Here is an 18383-nt window from a genome sequence, read left to right on the forward strand (position 1 = left end):
GTTTGAAGTTTAAGCGTTGGCGAATGCTCCCATCCCCGCCAGCATGTCACCCCGTCCCGGAAACCCGCACCTCCCGAATGGCCCCGGCCAAGGCCCGCGCTGCCGGGGTCATGGTCTGGCGCGGCTGGGTGATCAGCCAGACCTCGCGCTGCGCGTCACTGTCGGCCAGCGGAAGAAAGGCAAGGTCAGTGAATTCCGGCAGCATCACCAAACGGGGCAACAGAGTAATGCCCACCCCGGCCTTGACCAGTCCCAGAAGCGACGCGGTGTTGCGCACATTCATCCGGGCGTTGTCGAGGATAGGGGCAAATGCCGGATCGGCAATCTGGTCGCATAACCCGTTGGCGATAAAATTCTCTCCCGCCAGATCGGCCCAGCCCAGTTCGTCCCAGTTGCGAGCCAACGGGTGATCGGCGCGACAGACCACGCCAAAACGGTCGGCAAAGAGCCGGGTACAGTCGAACCCCGCCAGCGCCCCGGCGCCTGCCATGCCAATATCGGCCCGTTCATTGGTGATCTCGGCTTGCACGGCGGCGGAATCCATATCCCGAACATCCACATGCACGTCCGGATGGTCGCGCAGAAACCGCTGTAAAACGTCGGGTAAAACCGTCTGCCCCAGCGATGGGGTCACCGCCACCCGAACATAGCCCAGCTGCGCCTTGGACAGCGCTTCGATCGTGTGTAGGGTTCTGTCGAACTGCTCCACGCCGCGCCGGGCTTCGGCATGGATGGCCCGCCCCAGCGGAGTCAGCCGTGATTTGCGGGCGGTCTCAAACAAGGGCGCGCCGATATGGCCCTCGAATTGCTTGAGCATCATCGACACGGCCGAGGACGTGCGCCCAAGACTGTCCGCCGCCTCAGCCAGTGAGCCGTGCTCCACGACGGCCCGGAAGCAGCGCAGCATTTCGATCTTGATGGCCATAAAGGCTTCAGCATTCCTTAAGCAGAGAACCTTACTTCAGAGCTAAACTGAAAAGCGCGATACGTCCAAGAGATTCACGCCGGTCCCGAAAGGATCGATACTCCTTTTTCAGCGCATCCGCTGCCTGCGTCTCCCGTTCATGCCGGAGTGTCGGCACGCGGTTCGACCGCTGGACCGGGTGCGGGATGCCCGAAGGCGCATCGCCTTGGCGAACATCTCCTTTGCCCCAAAACTGGACAAAGGACCGGTTATTAATACTGCCGGGTTACGGTATTTGACTGCCGGAGCCCAAGCCGTCGGTTCAGCGCGAAAGATGGCGCGCCACGACCTCGGCGATCATTGCACTGACCCGGGTATTGCTTTCCACCGTAACACCGCCGATATGCGGAGACAGGACAAGGTTGGGAACATCCGCAAAGCGCGCGCGCGCCTCCGCCGTCAAAGGCTCGGTCTCGAACACGTCCAGCGCCGCGCCGCCCAGCGTCCCGGCCTTGAGCGCCACGGCCAAGGCGGCCTCATCCACCACGCCGCCGCGCGCCGCGTTGATCAGGATGGCGTCGTCTTTCATCCCTGCCAGCGCCTCGGCCCCGATGATATGGCGGGTGCCGTCGGTCAGCGGCACATGCAGGCTCACCACATCCGATTGCGCCAAGAGATCAGGCAGCTCGGCCCGCGTTGCGCCGTCCCATGCCGGATGGTCTTCGGGCAGGAACGGATCATAGCCAATGATCTCCATCCCCAGTCCACGGGCCAGCGCCGCCGTGTCGCGTGCGATCGCGCCAAAGCCCACAAGCCCCAGCACCTTGCCCGCGATCTCGCGCCCCGAGGCCGGACCGCGCGGCCAGTCGCCTGCCAGCATCTGATCATTGCGCTGATAGGCCCCGCGCAAAAGCATCATCGCGGTCGCGATCACATATTCCGCCACGCTCAGGTTATTGGCCCCGGTGGCGGGATAGACGGTGACATCCCGCGCAGCGCAGGCGGGTTGGTCGATATTATCCAACCCAACGCCCAGCCGCCCCACACAGGCCAGCCCCGGCGCGGCATCGAGCAGTTCCGCCGTGACCTGAGTGCGGTTGCGCACGATCAGCGCTTTTTTGTCCGCCAGAAGCGCCGGAATCGCCGCTTGGGTCTCGGCCAGATCGGGGCGATAGACCGCCCCGAACTGCTCCTCCAGCGACGCGACCGCCGCCGCATCCATGAATTCGGTGATCAGGATCATTTTATCCCGGCCACGGCAACGTATTTGGTGTCGAGATAATCATCGAGCCCCTGGCTGCCGCCCTCCTTGCCCATGCCGCTTTCCTTGACCCCGCCAAAGGGGGCCTCAACCGTGGTGATCAGCCCGGAATTCACGCCAATCATGCCGTATTCCAAAGCATCATTGAGCCGAAACACCCGGCCCAGATCGCGTGTGTAGACATAGGCGCAAAGGCCGAAATCAGTGGCATTGGCCATCTCGACCACCTGCTCTTCGCTGTCGAATTTGAACACCGGCGAGAGCGGGCCAAAGATCTCCTCGGTGGCGAAGGCCATGTCTTGCGTGGCCCCTGTCACAACCGTGGGTTCAAAGAAGGTCTGGCCCAGCGCGTGGCGTTTGCCGCCCTGCACCACTTTGCCGCCTTTCTCGGTCGCGTCGGTGATGAATTGCTCGACCTTTTCCACCGCATCCATGTCGATCATCGGGCCTTGTTCGACGCCGTCCTCGGTGCCGTTGCCCACCTTGAGCGCGGCGGTCGCGGCGGTCAGTTTCTCGACAAAGGCATCGTGGATACCGGCCTGCACATAGATGCGGTTGGCGCAGACACAGGTCTGGCCCATGTTGCGGTATTTAGATACCATCGCGCCCTGAATAGCGGCGTCGATATCGGCATCATCGAAAACGATGAATGGCGCGTTACCGCCCAGTTCCATGGACACTTTCTTGACCGTGTCGGCACTTTGCCGGATTAGCTCCTTGCCCACCTCGGTGGAGCCGGTAAAGGTCACCTTGCGCACGCGCGCGTCTTCCATGATCGCGCCGCCAATGCCGCGCGCCGACCCGGTGAGGATATTGACCGTGCCGGACGGATAGCCCGCCTCTTCACACAGTTTCGCCCAGGCCAGCCCGGAATAGGGCGTTGCCGTGGCCGGTTTCGCCACCACGGTACAGCCCGCCGCGAGCGCGGGCGCAATCTTGCGCGCCAGCATCGACGAGGGGAAATTCCATGGCGTGATCATACCGACCACACCCACCGGATGGCGCGTCACCAAGAGCCGCCGGTCGCCCGTCGGCGCGGGCACGATCTCGCCCTTGGCGCGGCGGATTTCCTCGGCGAACCATTGCACATAGGCCGCGCCAATGCCGATCTCGCCGCGTGCCTCGGCCAGCGGTTTGCCCTGTTCGGCAGTGAGCAACTGCGCCAGCGCTTCCTGATTGTCCAAAAGCGCCTCGCGCAAGCGATGCAGCAGGCCAACGCGGGTGTTCAGATCGGTCTGCGAAAAGCTCTTGAACGCCGCGTGCGCCGCATCAATCGCGCGCTTCGTCTCGACCGCGCCACAGTTCGGCACGGTGCCCAGCTTTTCGCCCGTGGCCGGGTTGGTCACGTCGATGGTCTCGCCGCTGTCCGCACCAATCCACTGACCGGCAACCAGATTGCCCTCGCACAGATATCCGGAAAAATCGCTCATTTCGCTCCCCTAAATCTCGATGGCGCGGGTTTCGCGCGCCGATTGCTCTGCGGCCTCCCCGACCAGAACGGACCACAGCCCGTCCTGCAGACTCACCTCGGGGGTGCCTTTTCCGGATTTGATCAAATCATGGAATTTCTGGTGTTGGAAGAAGGTCGAGCCATGATGATCGCCCGCCTGCAGAATATTTTCGTCCACCTCGATCACCTCGGTGGTCTCGCGCTTGCTGGCCCGGTCGGACAGCACGATCTCGGCATGGCGTTCGCTGCCATCTGCGGAGAACCGCGCCGGGCCGGGAACCCGCGCTTCGATGCGGGCCTTTTCCCCTGTCACGGTCAAAAGCTCCTGCCAATAGGAGCCTTCGGCGAACATGCACAGGTCCAGCATCGCCCGCGCGCCGCTGGCAAAATCCACAACAGCAAAAGCGTTGTCGATGATATCCGGGGTTTCCCCGCCATAACGCTCGTCCAGATGGTTCACATCCATCGCGGCCGAGGCATAGACGCGGACCGGATCGCTTTGCAGCACCAGCCGCATCAGGTCCCAGAAATGGCAGCATTTCTCCACCAGCGTGCCGCCGGTGCGCGCGCTGAACCGGTTCCAGTCGCCCACCTTGGGCAGGAACGGAAAGCGATGTTCTCGGATAGCAAACATGCGCGGCGTGCCAATCGTGCCGCCCCGCACCTCGGCCAGTAGCCGCTGCGCGGGCGGCATGAAGCGGTATTCCATCGCCACCCAGATCGGCGCGTCCCGCCCCTCGGCCCGCGCGATCAGGTCACGGCAATCGGCGGAGGTTGTGCAGAGCGGCTTTTCGCACAGGATCGGCTTGCCGGTGGCCATCACGTCGATCATCATCGCGTGGTGCAGATCATTCGGCCCGGCGATCAGGTAAGCGTCGCACAGATCGGCCGACAGCATTTCCTTGTAATCGCTGAACGCCCGCGCCCCCGGCGCCATCCCCGCCGAAAGCGTGCGCATCCCCTCGTCCGGATCGGCCAACGCCGTGACCTCGGCCCCGGGGATCAGTGCCAGATTCCGCATATGCTCCTGCGCCATCATCCCGGCGCCCACCAAGCCATATCGCATGTTCACAACTCCAGAACCGGCAGGCCCAGCGCCGCCGCAATCTCGCGCAGGACCGGGCGGTGTTCGCCGTAAGCCAGCGCCATGTGATGCTCCAGCCCGGAGGCGATCACATCGTCCAGAACCTCGCCCGCCGCACGGTCGAACCGCACAACGCCGGAGGTGCCGGTAAAGCTTTTATCCCGCGCCAGCATCTCGCCGCCCGCCAGCACCATCTTGGGTTTGCCAAAGGCCTGGCTGATCCGGCAGAAGGTCACACGCCCCGGTTTCAGCGCAAACTCATACAAGAGCGGCATCTTGCGATTGGTGTGGATCGTGGCCAGCGCCGCGTCGTCCTCGCCCAGCATCGAGAGCGGTGCCTGCCCGCAATGCCAGACCACGCCGGAATTGTCGTCTGCGTCCATGTCCACCAGATCGGTGAGGAACACTGCCTCGCCCGAGGCCTCCTGCAACACCATCTGTGTAAGCGCGCCATAAACATCCGCCTCGCAGGCGCAGGGCACGCGTGCCTCGCCCATCATCGAGACAGGGCCACAAACCGCGCCGCCATATTCGGTAAAGGTCTCGGGCCAGCAGCGGATGGCAAAGGCGTCATAGCCACCCTTGGCGCGGATCGCGTCCAGCCCCAGCTTGAGCCGCAGCGAACGGTCAAGCTCGGTCTGGTCCACATCCTCCAGCCCCTCGGCATTCACCTGTTTGCGCAGCAGCGCGACCGCCTCCGGCTCTGCCGCCCGGCCCGCCTCAAAAAGGTCTTCCAACTCCAGCGCGTCCACCTCGACCCCGGCCAGCGTTTTCAGCTCCCCGGCATCATAGGCGCAGGTATCGAACCCGTCCGGATGCGCGCCGATCCGAGCCACGCGTTTGCCCCGGATACGTCCGGCAATGGCTTCGGCACGTTCGGTCACCATGCCGTCCGGTTCCGCGTCGAGCCGCCCCGAGCCCCGCTCGCCATCCAGCAACCGGCGCAGATCATCGGCAACGTCCCCCTCCGGGTCGGCATAAAGCCAGCCGAATTGCCGCCCGGCCAGGCCGAGCGCGTGTGAGGCAAGGTTCAACCCACAGAAGGAATTCAACCTGAGCCGCCCGCCAATGCGCGGTTCCGGCACCGCCCAGATCGACAGCGGCACGTCAAAGGCATTGGCCGCCGCCACCGTCATGGAGGCATCGGTAAAGGTGACTTGGCATAGCAGCACCTGATCGACGCCCGCGCCCTGCAGCTGTGAAATCGCGGCCTCCGTCGCCGCCGCGTCGAAGAGCAGGTCCCGAGGCCCGACGATCTCTTCCCCCGTTGCATCCAGCGCGGCCAGCATCGCGGCCAGTTTCTCTTGGGCAAAGGGCACGTCAAAGGTGGGCCGCCCCAGCGGTAAGATCCCCAGCTTCATGGCTTACGCCTCCTCATAGCCGTGGCGGAAAGACGCATCCGCCGGGCTGAACCCGGCACCCGCGGCCCCGTAACAGGGATGCAGGTTCCATGGCGTCGCGTGATCATCGGCAAGCCGCGAAATCTCGCCCATGTACTCCAGCGATCCGCCGCGCAGTTCCGTCCCAATTGCGTCCCAATCGGGATAATGGGTAAACGCATCCAGCCAGATCGCGCGCCCCGCCAGAAAACCGCTGGCCCCGGCGGCAAAGGCGTGTTCCAGCACCGATTTGAACTCGGGCTTGCCCGCCCCCGCCGACAGCATGACCCAGGGCCGCCCGGCCAGCCGCCCCATCTCGTCAAAGGCCTGTTGCACCGCCTCGGAGCCGTCACAATCCTTGGCCGCGACCGGGCTTTCCAGTTTGAAAACATCCACGCCATAGTCAGGATGGGCGAACTCTTCGACGGAGCCCAGCACATCATCGGTGCGCTTGCCCGACATCTCCACGTAATCCTTGGTCTGGTCCGCATCACCCGCCAAGGGATAGACCAGAAGCTCAAACAGGAACGGAATGTCGTGTTTGGCGCAATCCTCGCCCACGCGCTTCACATAATCCTTCTGCGCCTGACAGACCTCGTCGCTGGCATCCGGGCGATACCAGGCCAGCACCTTGACCGCGTCGCCGCCCATGCGCTTGATCTTGGCCACGGACCAGTCGTCGATGGAATCCGACAGCCGCCCGCCGCCAGTTTCGCGAAACACCGAATCCTCCAGCGTCACGATCAGCCCCTTGGTGGGTGACAACACATCCACCGCATGCGGGATGGCATAATGCGGATCAAGCAGCATAGCCGTCGATGGCCCCTGCAATTCCTCCACCAGCATCCGCTTGAACCGCGCCACCTGATCCCAGGGGGCCTGATCGACACCCAGATGTTTGGCAATCGGGGTCTTGATCGGCGGGCGCTGATCCACGGCGGTCATCTTGTAGATGCCGCGCGCGTCGGCCATGCGACGCAGGCCCCAGAGCTTGCCGGGGGTCAGGGTGATGTTCATACCGTCCATCCTTTCAGGAAATCTTGCGTCTCGGCGCGGTCGGGCGTGCCTGCCCTGCCGCCGGGTCGGGTACATTTCAACGCGGCCACCGCATTGGCAAAGCGGATGGCCTCGGTCTCGGAGGCGCCCTCGGACAGGCGCAGTGCAAAGGCACCGTGCCAGACGTCGCCCGCGCCCAGCGTGTCCAACACGTCAACGCGCGGAGAAGGGACATGGCCTTCGCCGGATGCGTCACGCCAAAGCACGCCGTCCGCGCCCAGCGTCACACAGGCCCAGCCGCCGTGATCGGCCACCACCCGCGCCAGTGCCGCATCGGGATCACCGGGGACAAGATCGGCCAGACCTTGCAGGGAAAAGGCGGCATGGGTCGCGGGGCCAAGCACCGCGGGGTCCGCCCCGGCCTCGACATCCAGCACGCCGGGAACGCCACGGGCCTGTGCCAGCTCCATTGCCGCAATCGCGCCTTTGCTCCAGCGCGTATCGGCAAGCACCGCGCCCACCGCAGGAGCACCGGCGATATGATCCACCTCTTCGGTCAGGCCCGCCCCCCGGAAATTCACGATCTGGCGCTCCCCCGCCGCGTCGATGAGAATCGAAGAGCAGGAAGACCGCGCACCGCTTTGGTCGCAAAGCGACACGTCCACCCCCTCGGCCCGCAGATCGGCGAGAATCATCCCGGCCGTGGCATCCGCGCCCAGCCGGGCCGACAGATGCGCCGCGCCGCCCAGCCGCGCGATGGCCACGGCGGCATTGGCACCACACCCGCCGCCAACGACCCAGGCGTCATGTGCACGATATTTCTCGGCCGCCTGCGGAAAACGGTCCATGTAGAACACGTAATCCACAACCGCGACGCCGATGACGAGCACCTGGCCGCTCTCTGGACCCATTTGCGGGGCCATGCGCGCTGTCCTCCCTGATCCCTGTGTCGGTGTGGCTCTTGACCGGCCCACATCCCATGGCATGATTTTCGCCCGTTGGCCGGCATCATCCAAGGGGTAGCCGGTGAAATTGCCGCGTTTTTTCGATTTTTTTCAGAAATGAAAAACGTGAAACTAGGCGTCGATCACCCGCACGCGTGCGGCCTGGCACATTTGGCGCAGCACCTCGGAGACCATGCCATCGGTGACAAGCGTCGTGACATCCTCAAGCCCGGCTATGCGCAAGGGCGCAGGCCTGTCGAACTTGGAACTGTCCGCACACAGGATCACGTTGCGCGCATGGGCGATCATCGCCCGCGCGACGGCAACCTGCGCCATGTCATAATCCAGAAGCGCCCCGTCCCGGGCGATCCCCGCCGCGCCGATCACCGCGAAATCGGGGCGGAACTGGGCGATGAATTCCACCGCCTGCTGGCCCACGATCGCCCCGTCAGAGCCGCGCACGCGGCCACCGGGCACCATGACCTCGGCCCCCAGAAAATCGCGCATATCATTGGCAATACTTACAGAATCCGTCACGACGCGCAGCCCTGAATGCTCGCGCAGCGCCCCCGCGACCGCCGCCGTTGTCGTGCCTGAATTGATCATGACGGCGACATTATCCGGGATCAGCCGCGCACAAGCCGCTCCGATCCGCGCCTTTTGTTCGGCAGCGATGGCGCGGCGCGCCTCGTAATTCGTGTACTCCACCCCGGCGAGCAGCGACGCGCCGCCATGGTAGCGCATCACCTTGCTGTCCCGCGCCAGCGCGGCAAGATCGCTGCGTATGGTCTGGGGCGTCATGCCAAGCGTCGCGGCAATCTCATCGACCGAGGCCCGGCCCCGTTGCGTCAGGAGATCAAGAATAGCCAATCGCCGCTGTTCGGTTTGCCTTGCCATACCGTACCTTTCGTATTTCGATAAAAACGAAAGATTCCGGGCAGCACAACCCCAGTCATGCGAAAATCCAGCACCTTGCTTCCCGCCATAATATCCCGTCTCAGCGCAGGCTTGGCTTGCGCGATGGCCCGCCATGTCACAGGATCAAAGCCGGACGATGGCGCAGAAGACCGTCGCAACATGGGAGGAGACACGCATGAGGGACCCCCTGTGCATCTCGTAATCAAACCGCTGGAGCGGGTCATCACGCTTGCGCTGCGGCTGGGACGCTGGCTGGCGACCATCGCCATTGGCATTATGGTGCTGGTGATCCTGACGCAGGTGTTCTTCCGCTATGTGCTGAACAATGCCCTGCCCTGGCCGGACGAAGCCGCGCGGTTTCTGATGCTCTGGATGACCGGGCTGATGGCACCTTCGGCCTATCGCTGGGGCGGTTTCGTTTCCATCGACATGTTCCGCGAGATGATGGGGCGGCGCGTCGGGCTGGTCTTCAACCTCTTCCTCCTGGTGGTGGCCATGGCGGTTCTGACCGTGGCGCTGCAGCTGGGGCTGAAGCACATCAAATCCGGCTGGCTGTTCAATTCCTCATCGCTGCGACTGCCGCTCGATCTGATCGGCGGCGAAAGCGTCCGGGTCAAGCTCGCCTGGATGTATATGTCGCTTTACGTGGGCTTTGTCGCCATGGCGGTGGTGAATGTCGAAATGATCCTGAAAAACCTGCACATGCTCTTTGATCCGGAGGTCGATTATGGCGACGTCCCGGATCAGGTTGTGATGTCGGCGGAGTAAACTATCATGCTGGTCTGGTTTCTCCCCCTCTTCCTCGTGTTCCTTCTGGTGGGTATGCCGGTGTTTTTCGCCATGCTCGCCGGTCCGGGCATCATGCTATATCTCACCGACGCCACGCGTGACTGGAACCTGCTGTATCGCAACATCTACAACGGTATCGACAGCTTCCCGCTGATGGCGATCCCGTTTTTCATGCTGGCGGGCGAATTGATGAACCGCGGCGGCATCACGATGCGGTTGGTGGAGTTCAGCCAGGCCCTCATGGGCCACCTGCGCGGCGGTCTGGCGCAGGTCAATATCCTGTCCTCGATCCTGTTTGCAGGTCTGTCCGGCTCTGCGGTGGCGGACACCTCGGCGCTGGGCTCCATGCTGATCCCGGCGATGGAGAAAGAGGGCTATTCCCGCAAATTCGCCGCCGCAATCACCGCCGCCTCATCGGTCATCGGCCCGATCATCCCCCCCTCGGGCATCATGATCATCTATGCCTATGTGATGGGCGAAAGTGTCGCCGCGCTGTTTCTTGCGGGGATCGTGCCGGGCATCCTTGTCGGTGTGGGCCTTATGATCATGGTGCGCGTGCTGGCCGATAAATACGAGCTTCCCGCCGCAAAACGCGTGGTGCTCAAGGACCAGACGATCGGCGCAATGGAATACTGGCTGAGCTTTGTGCTGGCGCGGTTGAATGTCGGGCTGTTGATCTACGTCCTGCTCCCCCTGCCTGACGAGGCCGGGACCGGGACGCTGTTCACCGCCATGGGGGCCTCGCTTGTGGCGGCACATCTGTCGCTCTGGATGTTCCGCCGTGCGGTGAGCCATGATTTCCGCATCGTCTGCAAACGGGCGATGCTGCCCCTGCAGACGCCGATCCTGATCCTTGGCGGCATTCTGGGCGGGGTGTTCACCCCTACCGAGGCCTCGGCGGTGGCGGCAGGCTATGCGCTCTTTATCTCGCTCTTCATCCTGCGCTCGATGAAACTCCGCGACATCCCGCAGGTGTTTTCCCGCGCCGCCATGACATCCGCCGTGGTGCTCATGCTGGTGGGCGCGGCCATGGCGTTCAAGGCGGTGGTGGGCCTGTCGCACCTGCCCGAACAGCTCGCGGCCTTTGTCATCGGGCTGACGGAAAATCCGCTGATCCTGCTTTTCCTGATCAACATCCTGCTGTTCATCGTGGGCATGTTTCTTGATGCGGGTCCGGCGATCATCATCCTTGGGCCGATCCTTGCGCCCATCTTCATCGAACTGGGCGTGCACCCGGTGCATTTCGCCATCATCATGAGCGTGAACCTCACCGTGGGGCTGGCCACGCCACCCATGGGGCTGGTGCTGTTTGTCGCCAGCGCGGTGAGCGGCGAAAAGGTGGAAACCATCGCCAAGGCAATCCTGCCCTTCCTGCTGATCGAAGTGGTGGTGATTTTCCTGATTACATTCGTGCCGCCGATTTCGCTGGCGGTTCCGGGTTACTTCGGCTTCCTCAGATGAGGCGGCCCATCACATGAGCACAAAATAGGGAGGTCAACATGATCAAAAAACTGCTCTCAACCCTTGCCGCCGCGGCGCTTGCCGTGCCGGCCATGGCGGCGGATTACAATATCCGCGCGGTCGTGGGATCGAACGTGAATGACGAAGATTATGACGGCATCGTGGTCTTCAAGGACTATGTCGAGGCCGCGTCCAACGGGGCCATCGAGGTCGAAATCTTTGCCGGGACGCAGCTTTGCGCAAACGGCGCGGAATGTCTGCAAGGCATCGCCGACGGCTCGATCGACGTCTACATTTCCACCTCGGGCGGTGCTGCGGGCATCTTCCCCTATGTGCAGATCTTCGACCTGCCCTATCTGCTGCGCGACGACCGGGTTGCGGAAACCGTGCTGCGGGGTGAGTTTACTGACCTGCTGCGCAAAAAGGCTCTGGAAAGCTCGGGCGGCACGATCCGGCTGATGACCATCGGCAACACTGGCGGCTGGCGCAACTTTGCCAATACGCAAAAGACGATCCAGAAGCCGTCCGACATGGAAGGCATGAAGATCCGCACCGTGGTCGCCGACCTGCCGCAGGAGTTGGTCAAGGCACTGGGGGCCGCACCCACCCCGATCCCGTGGCCTGAACTCTTCACCTCGCTGCAAACCGGCGTGGTCGAAGGGTCCAAGAACGGAATCACCGACATCATGGGCATGAAATTCCCCGATGCGGGCCTGCAATATGTCACGCTGGACGGCCACGCCTATATGGGCGCGCTGTGGTGGATGAACAACGACGCCTATATGGCTCTGCCCGATGACATGAAGCGGGTGGTGAATGACGGTTTCTACGCGCTGCAACAGGCGACATTCGCCTCGCCCAAGCGCAAATCGATCCAGGCCTATCAGGACTTTGTCGCCGGTGGTGGCACGATCTATGTGCCCACTCCCGAGGAAAAAGAGATGTTCAAGGAAGCCGCGGCCCCGGTCTATGACTGGTTCAAGGCCAATGTGGACGGTGGCGAAGAGGTGTTCGACGCCATGGTCGCCGCGGCCGCAGAAGCCGAGGCAGAGATCGACAAGCTGAACATGATGGCGGCGGAGTGATCCTTACGCCCCTGTGACAGGAAAGACCCCGGTTCGCGCCGGGGTCTTTTTTTGTCGAAAAAAGACCGCGTCAGCTGCGTTGCTCCGACAGATCCCGCCAATCGACGATCTCTCCGGCCCCAAACACCGCCCGGGACCCGGGCTCCGAAAACAGTTCATATTCCTTGCGTCGCGGGACCTCGTGATGCGGCGCAAAATGCTGCAACCCCTCGCCCGTATCGGCATGCATGGCGAGGTAATTCAGACCTCCCGGCGCGCCCTCGGACACGACCCGGGCATAGTGCTCCGCCGCCTCCACGTCATCGGGGCAAAACTCGATCAGGAACCGGTCAAAGACGGGCCACCCTGCCGCGCTCACTTCGGCTTCCACTTCACGCAGATAGCCTGCATCGAACCCGGGCAGTTTCACGATATCCACCAACGGCCCCATATCGCGGGCGCACAGCACCGGAATCCCATGACGACGCCCTGCGCCGATCAGCGCCCAGACGAAAGGCGGCAAAAGCGCCGTTCCCATATGCGCATCAAGATGGGTTGGCCGGATCCCGTCCGCCAGGACCTGCTGGATCTGCGCTTCGATCTCTTCCGCGACCGCGCCCTCATCTGCCTCGGCCAGAACCATCTCGGGCCTGCGATGCATATAACCCTCGCTGTCCACCAGCCCGCCGCGCGCCCCGATCAGAGGTCGCCAGCGATAGGAGGACCACTCGGAGGTCAGCGTGATATGCACGCCCATATCCTGATCGGGATTGGCCAGCACATCATCCCGCGCCATCGGGTACCAGGCGCAAGGCACCATCAGCGAGGCCGACCGCACGACCCCCGCCCGGCGCAGCGCGGCCCACGCGATCACCGATCCCGGGCTGACGCCCACATCGTCCACATGCGACAAGACCCTCATGCCAGAACCGGCTCCGGTGCTTCCAGAACCTCCTCCACCAGATGCAGCGACCAATTGTCATGCGTCTGCGCCAATGAGGCCGGAAAACCCGCCGTGACCGGGCCAAAGGCCAGCCGCCGGATCGCCGCGCATTGCCAATGCCGGTTCATGAAGATGCGCAGCCGCTTCGCCTGCAAAATCTCCCGCATTCCCACCGTGACCGCCATGCGCGGAATGCGCGCCACATTGCCCCGCGCCGCTGTCACCGAATTGATCAGCCGCGTCTCGGGCAAAAGCGGCACCACCCGCGTGGGCAGATCCGCGAAATACGCTGCATTTTCGCATCCCGGCATCGGCTCATTAAAGGCCAGATGCCCGGTGATGCCCACACCCGCATAGCTCACATCCAGCCCGCCGATCTCCGCGATCCGTCGCCCGACCGCTGCCGGATCGCCCGGATTTGGCACCACCACCTCGGGCCGCAACTCCTCAGGCAGATGGTCCAAGAGGTTGCGCCGCATATGCGCCCGAAAGCTCAGTGGGTCATCTTCGGAAATCCACGCGCCATCATCCGTGAGGTATTCGTCCATCACAAACAGCGTCAGCCGGTCCAGCGATATTCCCTGCTCCTGCGCACGCCGTACCACAAGCGGATACTGCCCGACCGGTCCCACCGGCACGATCATGCCCACCCGGTCGCGCCCCGCCTTCAACGCGGCGCGATAGTCGCCAAGGATGTGATCGGCCAGTGCAGAGATCATGGCTTCATTGTCGGCAAATATCTCTGCCCGCGCACCAAGCCCCGCGCGCAGTGCCTCCGAAGGCATTTGCAGCGCGCTGCGCGTCTGAGCGTCCAAATCGTGATACATCCTGACCTCCCATCCTCTGTCGCAAATCATCTCTTTGCCGGGCGAAAAAGACAATGCAAACTGTGTCCCGCACCCGCACACTGCCCCGAAAAGGAATGCATCATGCCGAACCAATCCTCGCAGACGCAGTTTACGCAGCAAGGCTACGTGGCCGATGGTGCCACGCTCACCGCCGAAGAACTCTCCCTGATGCGCAATGTCTGCGAAACGCTGCTGGCCGAACCCGCCGTGGACGGCGGACACGGCAAACACACCATCGGCCTTGGCCAGCGGCGGCGTTTTCTGTCACATCGGCACGAAGAATTTCCCGAGCTTGAAGCCTGTTTGCTGAACGGCACGCCCGCGCGGCTGGCCGCCGATCTGCTGGGCGGATCCGCCTATCTCTTCAACGAGCAATTCGTGGTGAAAGGCCCGCGCAAGGGGGCCAGTTTCGCCTGGCATCAGGACGGTGCCTATGTCGGCTTCGATCACAGGCCCTATGTCACGATCTGGATCGCGCTCGACGACACGACTGTCGAGAATGGCTGCGTTTACCTGCTGCCGCGCGACCTGCGGCGCGACGGGCATCTCGATCCGCATGAATGGCTCGAGGATAGCAACGAGCTGAACGGCTATTCCGGCGACGCTCCGGGGACGCCTGTGGAATGCCCCGCCGGGTCGGTGGTGGCCTTTTCAAGCCTGACCCTGCACCGCTCCGGCGAAAACACCACCCATGCGCCCCGGCGCGCCTTCATCGCACAGTATTCGCCCGAAGTGATCATTGACCCCGCGACCGGCAAACCGAAACGCTACGCCAAACCCGTCTCGTAGGGTGGGCAATTCCTGCCCACCGCACCCCTGATCAAATCACCGGAACGGATACATCCAGCCCTGGTAGTCCTTGACCAGCACATGGGCTTTGTCGATCTGCTCCTGGGTCATTTTCTTGATCACCTCTTCCTGCGAGATCGCCGCATCCACGTCACCCCCCATGGCCGACAGCGTGTACCACATATAGGCGCGCACAAGGTCAGGGGCGGGCATCCCCAGCCCGACCTCGTAATACCACGCGATGCCGGATTGCGCGCCGGGATGGCCCTTGAGCGAGGAGCGCAGATACCATTCGAACGCGCGTTGGTAGTCCTGCTCCACCCCCAGCCCCAACGCGTAATGCACACCGATCAGCTCCTCGGCATCCGCATTGCCCGAACGCGCCAGCGGGTGCAGCGCCGCCAGTGCCTCCTCATAGCGATCCGCCTCCATCAAATCGCGCGCTTCCTCCAACGCGCTATTGGCAAAACCGGCCACCGGCGCAATAGTCAGAACCATGATGATCAGGACGCTTTTCACAAACCTTGTCACGGCGCTTTCCCTCCTGTCCGGCGGCCCACTGATGGCCGGAGAAAGGCCCCTGCCCACCCCGATCACCGCCGATGATTTCCGCCCCTTCGACACGAGACGCGCCGCGCTGGGGCAATTGCTGTTCTACGATAAACTGCTCTCGGGCAACCGCAACATCTCCTGTGCAACCTGTCACCATCCGGAATTCGGAACATCCGACGGGCTGTCGCTTGGCGTCGGCGAAGGCGGCGTCGGGATCGGCCCCACACGCCGTATCCGGCAGGACGCCAACCGCCCGCTCAAACGCGTGCCCCGCAACGCGCCCGCGCTGTTCAATCTCGGGCATAAATCCGTCTCGGTCATGTTCCACGACGGCCGCGTCACCGACGCGGACAGCTATGGCGTGGGCTTCAACACCCCGGTGGAGGAATGGCTGCCGCCGGGGCTGCAAAGCGTGCTCGCCGCTCAATCGCTGATCCCGCTGACCTCCAAGGTCGAGATGGCCGGATCCCCCGATGAGAATGACCTTGCCGCCGCGGCCAACCGCCGGATTGATCAGGTCTGGCCGGTGGTCGTGACGCGCCTTCAGGCCAATCCTGATTACGTGGCCCTCTTCAAAGCCGCTTTCGACGATATCGACAGCGCCGCCGACATCACTGCCGCGCATCTGGGCAATGCGCTGGACGATTTCCAGAATAGCGAATGGCAGAGCTACGCCAGCCCCTTTGATGATTATCTCAACGGCGACGCAACCGCGTTGAACCCGTCCCAGACACGCGGGCTCCAGCTCTTCTACGGAAAAGCGAACTGCGCCAGCTGCCACTCCGGGCCTTTGCTGACAGATCAGGGCTTTCATGCGCTCGCCCTGCCGCCCTTTGGCCCCGGTCGCGTGCGCCTCTTTGACCTGATGGCACGCGATGTGGGCCGGATGAGCGAAACCGACCTGCTCGAAGATGCCTATCGGTTCCGGACGCCGTCGCTGCGCAATGTGGCATTGACCGCGCCTTACGGGCATAACGGTGCCTTTGCGACGCTGGAGGGCATGGTGCGCCACCACCTCGATCCATCCGGCAGCCTTGAGACCTGGGACCGGGGTCAGCTTGTCCTGGCCGATGATCCGGGTTTTGCCGCCAGTGACTTCAACATCTGGCAGGACAGCCGCGAGATGGCCCGCCTGATGGCCCGGGTTGACATCGAGCCGGTCGGGTTGAGCGTGTCCGAGGTCGCCGATCTTGTGGCCTTCCTGCACGCGCTGACCGATCCAAACGCGCGCAAGGGGCGGCTTGGCTCACCCGAAACAGTGCCCAGCGGCCTGCCTGTGGATCAACAGGACAGCTGATCCGCCGACGCGTGGTCAGCGGTGGGCGGTGTCCTGACTGCCCAGCGCTCCGGCCTCGAACGCCGCGGCGCGCAGGGCCGGGTCGTAAAAGGTGAAACAGGCCCGCCCCTTATGCTTGGACGCATAAAGCGCAATATCCGCATCTTCCTGCAGCCGGGCCACATCGGGAATATCGTCATAGGCGGTGCTCAGCACCACACCGATACTGGCCGAAATGTTGCATGTCTGGGCGCCAAACGGGATCGGTTCCTCAAGCCGTTCGATCAAGCGCGCGGATATCCGTTCCAGCACCTGGCGGGTGAGCTTGCCGGTGAGCAGCAGCATGAATTCATCGCCCCCCACCCGCGCAACGGTATCGTCCGACCGGGTTTCCTCGACCATGACGCGGGCCACCTGTTGCAAGACATGGTCGCCCGCCGCATGGCCCATCGTGTCATTGACCGCCTTGAAGAAATCGAGGTCCAGATGCATCAGTGCAAAGCGCGCGCGCGCCTCGACCGCGCGGGCCAGCACATGATCCATGGCCCGGCGGTTCTTCAGCCCGGTCAGGGTGTCGGTGAATGCCTGTTCCTCGGCCGCGATCTTGGCCCCCTGCAGGCGCAGGTTCAGCTTGCGCGACGCCTCCATCGCGGCCGATTTTGCCTCGACCAGATACAGCATTTCGATGGTCAGGTCGGTCGCCGCGAAATCCGCCGAGGTCAGCGCATAGTCACGCACCGCATCCACGACCGAAATGCCGAAGGACAGGTTGACCACTGCGCCACCTTCGGCGTCCCCGGGCAGGACGAGGATTCCCTTGAGATCGGTGGTGGGCGGATCACGGAACCGCAGATGCAGTTTGGTCCCCGCCTGCGCCACAAGCTCTGTCATGCCCACAATGGCGCGCGGTCGGCGCAATTCGAACACTTCGAGGAACCGCCTCTCCAACAAGACCGTATCCGGTCGCAGCTTGGCCAGCGTCGGTCCGACATGGGTGATATGCCCGGTGCGGTCCAGTACCAGATGCATTGGACAAAGCTGGTCCAGCATGTGATTGAGATTTTCGGTCACGAGGCACGCTCCCGATCCGCGGCAAGATCAAAGTGACGCCCCTCGGCAAAGGACGCCTCAAAAAGCGTGATATCGACCGTCTCGACCCCGTGATCCGTGCCGGTGTGATCGAGAAAGACCAGCGCCCCGTAATCATCCGCCATGGTCCGCAACACCCCCACCAGAACATGACCAAACCCCGGTTGATCCCAGGTGCAATACAGCGTGAAACGGTTCGGGCCATGTTCGCGCAATTCCAACACAGGCAATTCCAGATCCTCGACCGCGAGCCGCGCGCGATCCGGCAGATCGTCCAGCGAATGCAGGAACTCCAGAAACGTGACCCCGGAAAACCGCAGCAATCGCCGCAGCGCTTCGACATTGGGGTGCGACACCAGATAGGTGCCAATGTCTTCCAGAACGACCGCGCGGTCCTTTTCCAGTGCCCCGGCCATGTCGTCCAGCACCCGCAGCGTCACGTCGGTCTCATACTCCAGCATCGGTTCGAATTCCGAGAATTCCAGATCAAGCCTGCGCACCAGTTCGGCCCAGGCCCCCTGCCCATAGGTATCGCGGTAAAAACATTGGATCGCCCTGTTGATCAGACCGTGCATCGACACTCACTCCTTTGGCGCAAGGTAACGCCACAGAGCTTAAGGTTTGCCGAATATCTAA

At 63.1% G+C, this 18383-nt stretch carries 18 protein-coding genes; 5 read left to right on the forward strand and 13 right to left on the reverse strand.

The genetic code is table 11. From position 1 onward, the window contains the following. Positions 1–46: 46 nt before the first annotated feature. From PGB28_RS05700 to PGB28_RS05735, 8 genes are all read right to left on the reverse strand, one after another. Positions 47–925 carry a LysR family transcriptional regulator gene (locus tag PGB28_RS05700; RefSeq protein WP_271420533.1) on the reverse strand — a complete coding sequence of 293 codons (879 nt, stop codon included), beginning with the start codon at positions 923–925 and terminating at the stop codon, positions 47–49. Positions 926–1226: 301 nt separating this feature from the next. Further along, a complete protein-coding gene (locus PGB28_RS05705) occupies positions 1227–2147 on the reverse strand; it encodes a hydroxyacid dehydrogenase (protein WP_271420534.1) in 921 nt (306 codons plus the stop codon). Then, entirely contained in the window at positions 2144–3595 is a 1452-nt protein-coding gene (locus PGB28_RS05710; RefSeq protein WP_271420535.1) for an NAD-dependent succinate-semialdehyde dehydrogenase, read from the reverse strand. Before PGB28_RS05710 ends, PGB28_RS05705 begins: the two co-directional genes overlap by 4 nt. 9 nt (positions 3596–3604) lie before the next feature. Then, positions 3605–4681 (reverse strand): Gfo/Idh/MocA family protein, encoded by a 1077-nt coding sequence (locus PGB28_RS05715; protein ID WP_271420536.1) that lies wholly within the window; start codon positions 4679–4681, stop codon positions 3605–3607. 2 nt (positions 4682–4683) lie between these two features. Continuing rightward, on the reverse strand, positions 4684–6060 hold the full coding sequence (locus PGB28_RS05720) for an L-fucose/L-arabinose isomerase family protein (RefSeq protein ID WP_271420537.1): 1377 nt from the start codon (positions 6058–6060) through the stop codon (positions 4684–4686). A gap of 3 nt (positions 6061–6063) precedes the next feature. Then, positions 6064–7095, reverse strand: coding sequence for a tagatose 1,6-diphosphate aldolase (locus PGB28_RS05725; protein WP_271420538.1), 1032 nt, complete (start codon positions 7093–7095; stop codon positions 6064–6066). Continuing rightward, the gene (locus PGB28_RS05730) at positions 7092–7997 is read right to left on the reverse strand and encodes a carbohydrate kinase family protein (protein ID WP_271420539.1); all 906 of its coding nucleotides are present in this window, start codon (positions 7995–7997) and stop codon (positions 7092–7094) included. The genes PGB28_RS05725 and PGB28_RS05730 overlap by 4 nt, the downstream gene beginning before the upstream one ends. Before the next feature lie 153 nt (positions 7998–8150). Next, positions 8151–8915, reverse strand: coding sequence for a DeoR/GlpR family DNA-binding transcription regulator (locus tag PGB28_RS05735; protein WP_271420540.1), 765 nt, complete (start codon positions 8913–8915; stop codon positions 8151–8153). A 210-nt stretch (positions 8916–9125) separates the two neighbouring features. Between PGB28_RS05735 and PGB28_RS05740 the strand changes: the two genes are divergently transcribed. The 3 genes from PGB28_RS05740 to PGB28_RS05750 are packed head-to-tail and all read left to right on the forward strand — an operon-like array spanning position 9126 to position 12271. Further along, positions 9126–9704 carry a TRAP transporter small permease gene (locus PGB28_RS05740; protein ID WP_271420541.1) on the forward strand — a complete coding sequence of 193 codons (579 nt, stop codon included), beginning with the start codon at positions 9126–9128 and terminating at the stop codon, positions 9702–9704. 6 nt (positions 9705–9710) lie between these two features. Next, a complete protein-coding gene (locus tag PGB28_RS05745; RefSeq protein WP_271420542.1) occupies positions 9711–11186 on the forward strand; it encodes a TRAP transporter large permease in 1476 nt (491 codons plus the stop codon). Positions 11187–11224: 38 nt separating this feature from the next. Next, the gene (locus tag PGB28_RS05750) at positions 11225–12271 is read left to right on the forward strand and encodes a TRAP transporter substrate-binding protein (RefSeq protein ID WP_271420543.1); all 1047 of its coding nucleotides are present in this window, start codon (positions 11225–11227) and stop codon (positions 12269–12271) included. Between the two features lie 70 nt (positions 12272–12341). On the opposite strand, the gene PGB28_RS05755 is transcribed toward PGB28_RS05750, so the two are convergent. Together PGB28_RS05755 and PGB28_RS05760 are read right to left on the reverse strand one after the other, a co-directional pair. Continuing rightward, complete coding sequence (locus PGB28_RS05755) at positions 12342–13172, reverse strand: ChbG/HpnK family deacetylase (RefSeq protein WP_271420544.1); 831 nt, start codon at positions 13170–13172, stop codon at positions 12342–12344. Beyond that, complete coding sequence (locus PGB28_RS05760) at positions 13169–14020, reverse strand: sugar phosphate isomerase family (RefSeq protein ID WP_271420545.1); 852 nt, start codon at positions 14018–14020, stop codon at positions 13169–13171. Before PGB28_RS05760 ends, PGB28_RS05755 begins: the two co-directional genes overlap by 4 nt. Positions 14021–14122: 102 nt before the next feature. Here PGB28_RS05760 and PGB28_RS05765 point away from each other — a divergent pair, with 102 nt between their 5' ends. Beyond that, positions 14123–14830, forward strand: a complete 708-nt coding sequence (locus tag PGB28_RS05765) for a phytanoyl-CoA dioxygenase family protein (protein WP_271420546.1) — start codon at positions 14123–14125, stop codon at positions 14828–14830. Between the two features lie 36 nt (positions 14831–14866). Here the strand turns inward: PGB28_RS05765 and PGB28_RS05770 are convergent, their stop codons facing one another. After that, on the reverse strand, positions 14867–15328 hold the full coding sequence (locus tag PGB28_RS05770) for a tetratricopeptide repeat protein (RefSeq protein ID WP_271420547.1): 462 nt from the start codon (positions 15326–15328) through the stop codon (positions 14867–14869). Here PGB28_RS05770 and PGB28_RS05775 point away from each other — a divergent pair. Further along, on the forward strand, positions 15327–16679 hold the full coding sequence (locus PGB28_RS05775) for a cytochrome-c peroxidase (protein WP_271420548.1): 1353 nt from the start codon (positions 15327–15329) through the stop codon (positions 16677–16679). The two genes, PGB28_RS05770 and PGB28_RS05775, sit on opposite strands and share 2 nt — an antisense overlap. Before the next feature lie 15 nt (positions 16680–16694). On the opposite strand, the gene PGB28_RS05780 is transcribed toward PGB28_RS05775, so the two are convergent. Beyond that, positions 16695–17708, reverse strand: a complete 1014-nt coding sequence (locus PGB28_RS05780; RefSeq protein ID WP_271420843.1) for a diguanylate cyclase domain-containing protein — start codon at positions 17706–17708, stop codon at positions 16695–16697. A 17-nt stretch (positions 17709–17725) separates the two neighbouring features. Continuing rightward, positions 17726–18322 carry a heme NO-binding domain-containing protein gene (locus PGB28_RS05785; protein ID WP_271420549.1) on the reverse strand — a complete coding sequence of 199 codons (597 nt, stop codon included), beginning with the start codon at positions 18320–18322 and terminating at the stop codon, positions 17726–17728. Positions 18323–18383: the final 61 nt, after the last annotated feature.

This window comes from Primorskyibacter aestuariivivens (assembly GCF_028023675.1).
Taxonomy (GTDB): Bacteria; Pseudomonadota; Alphaproteobacteria; order Rhodobacterales; family Rhodobacteraceae; genus Marinovum; species Marinovum aestuariivivens.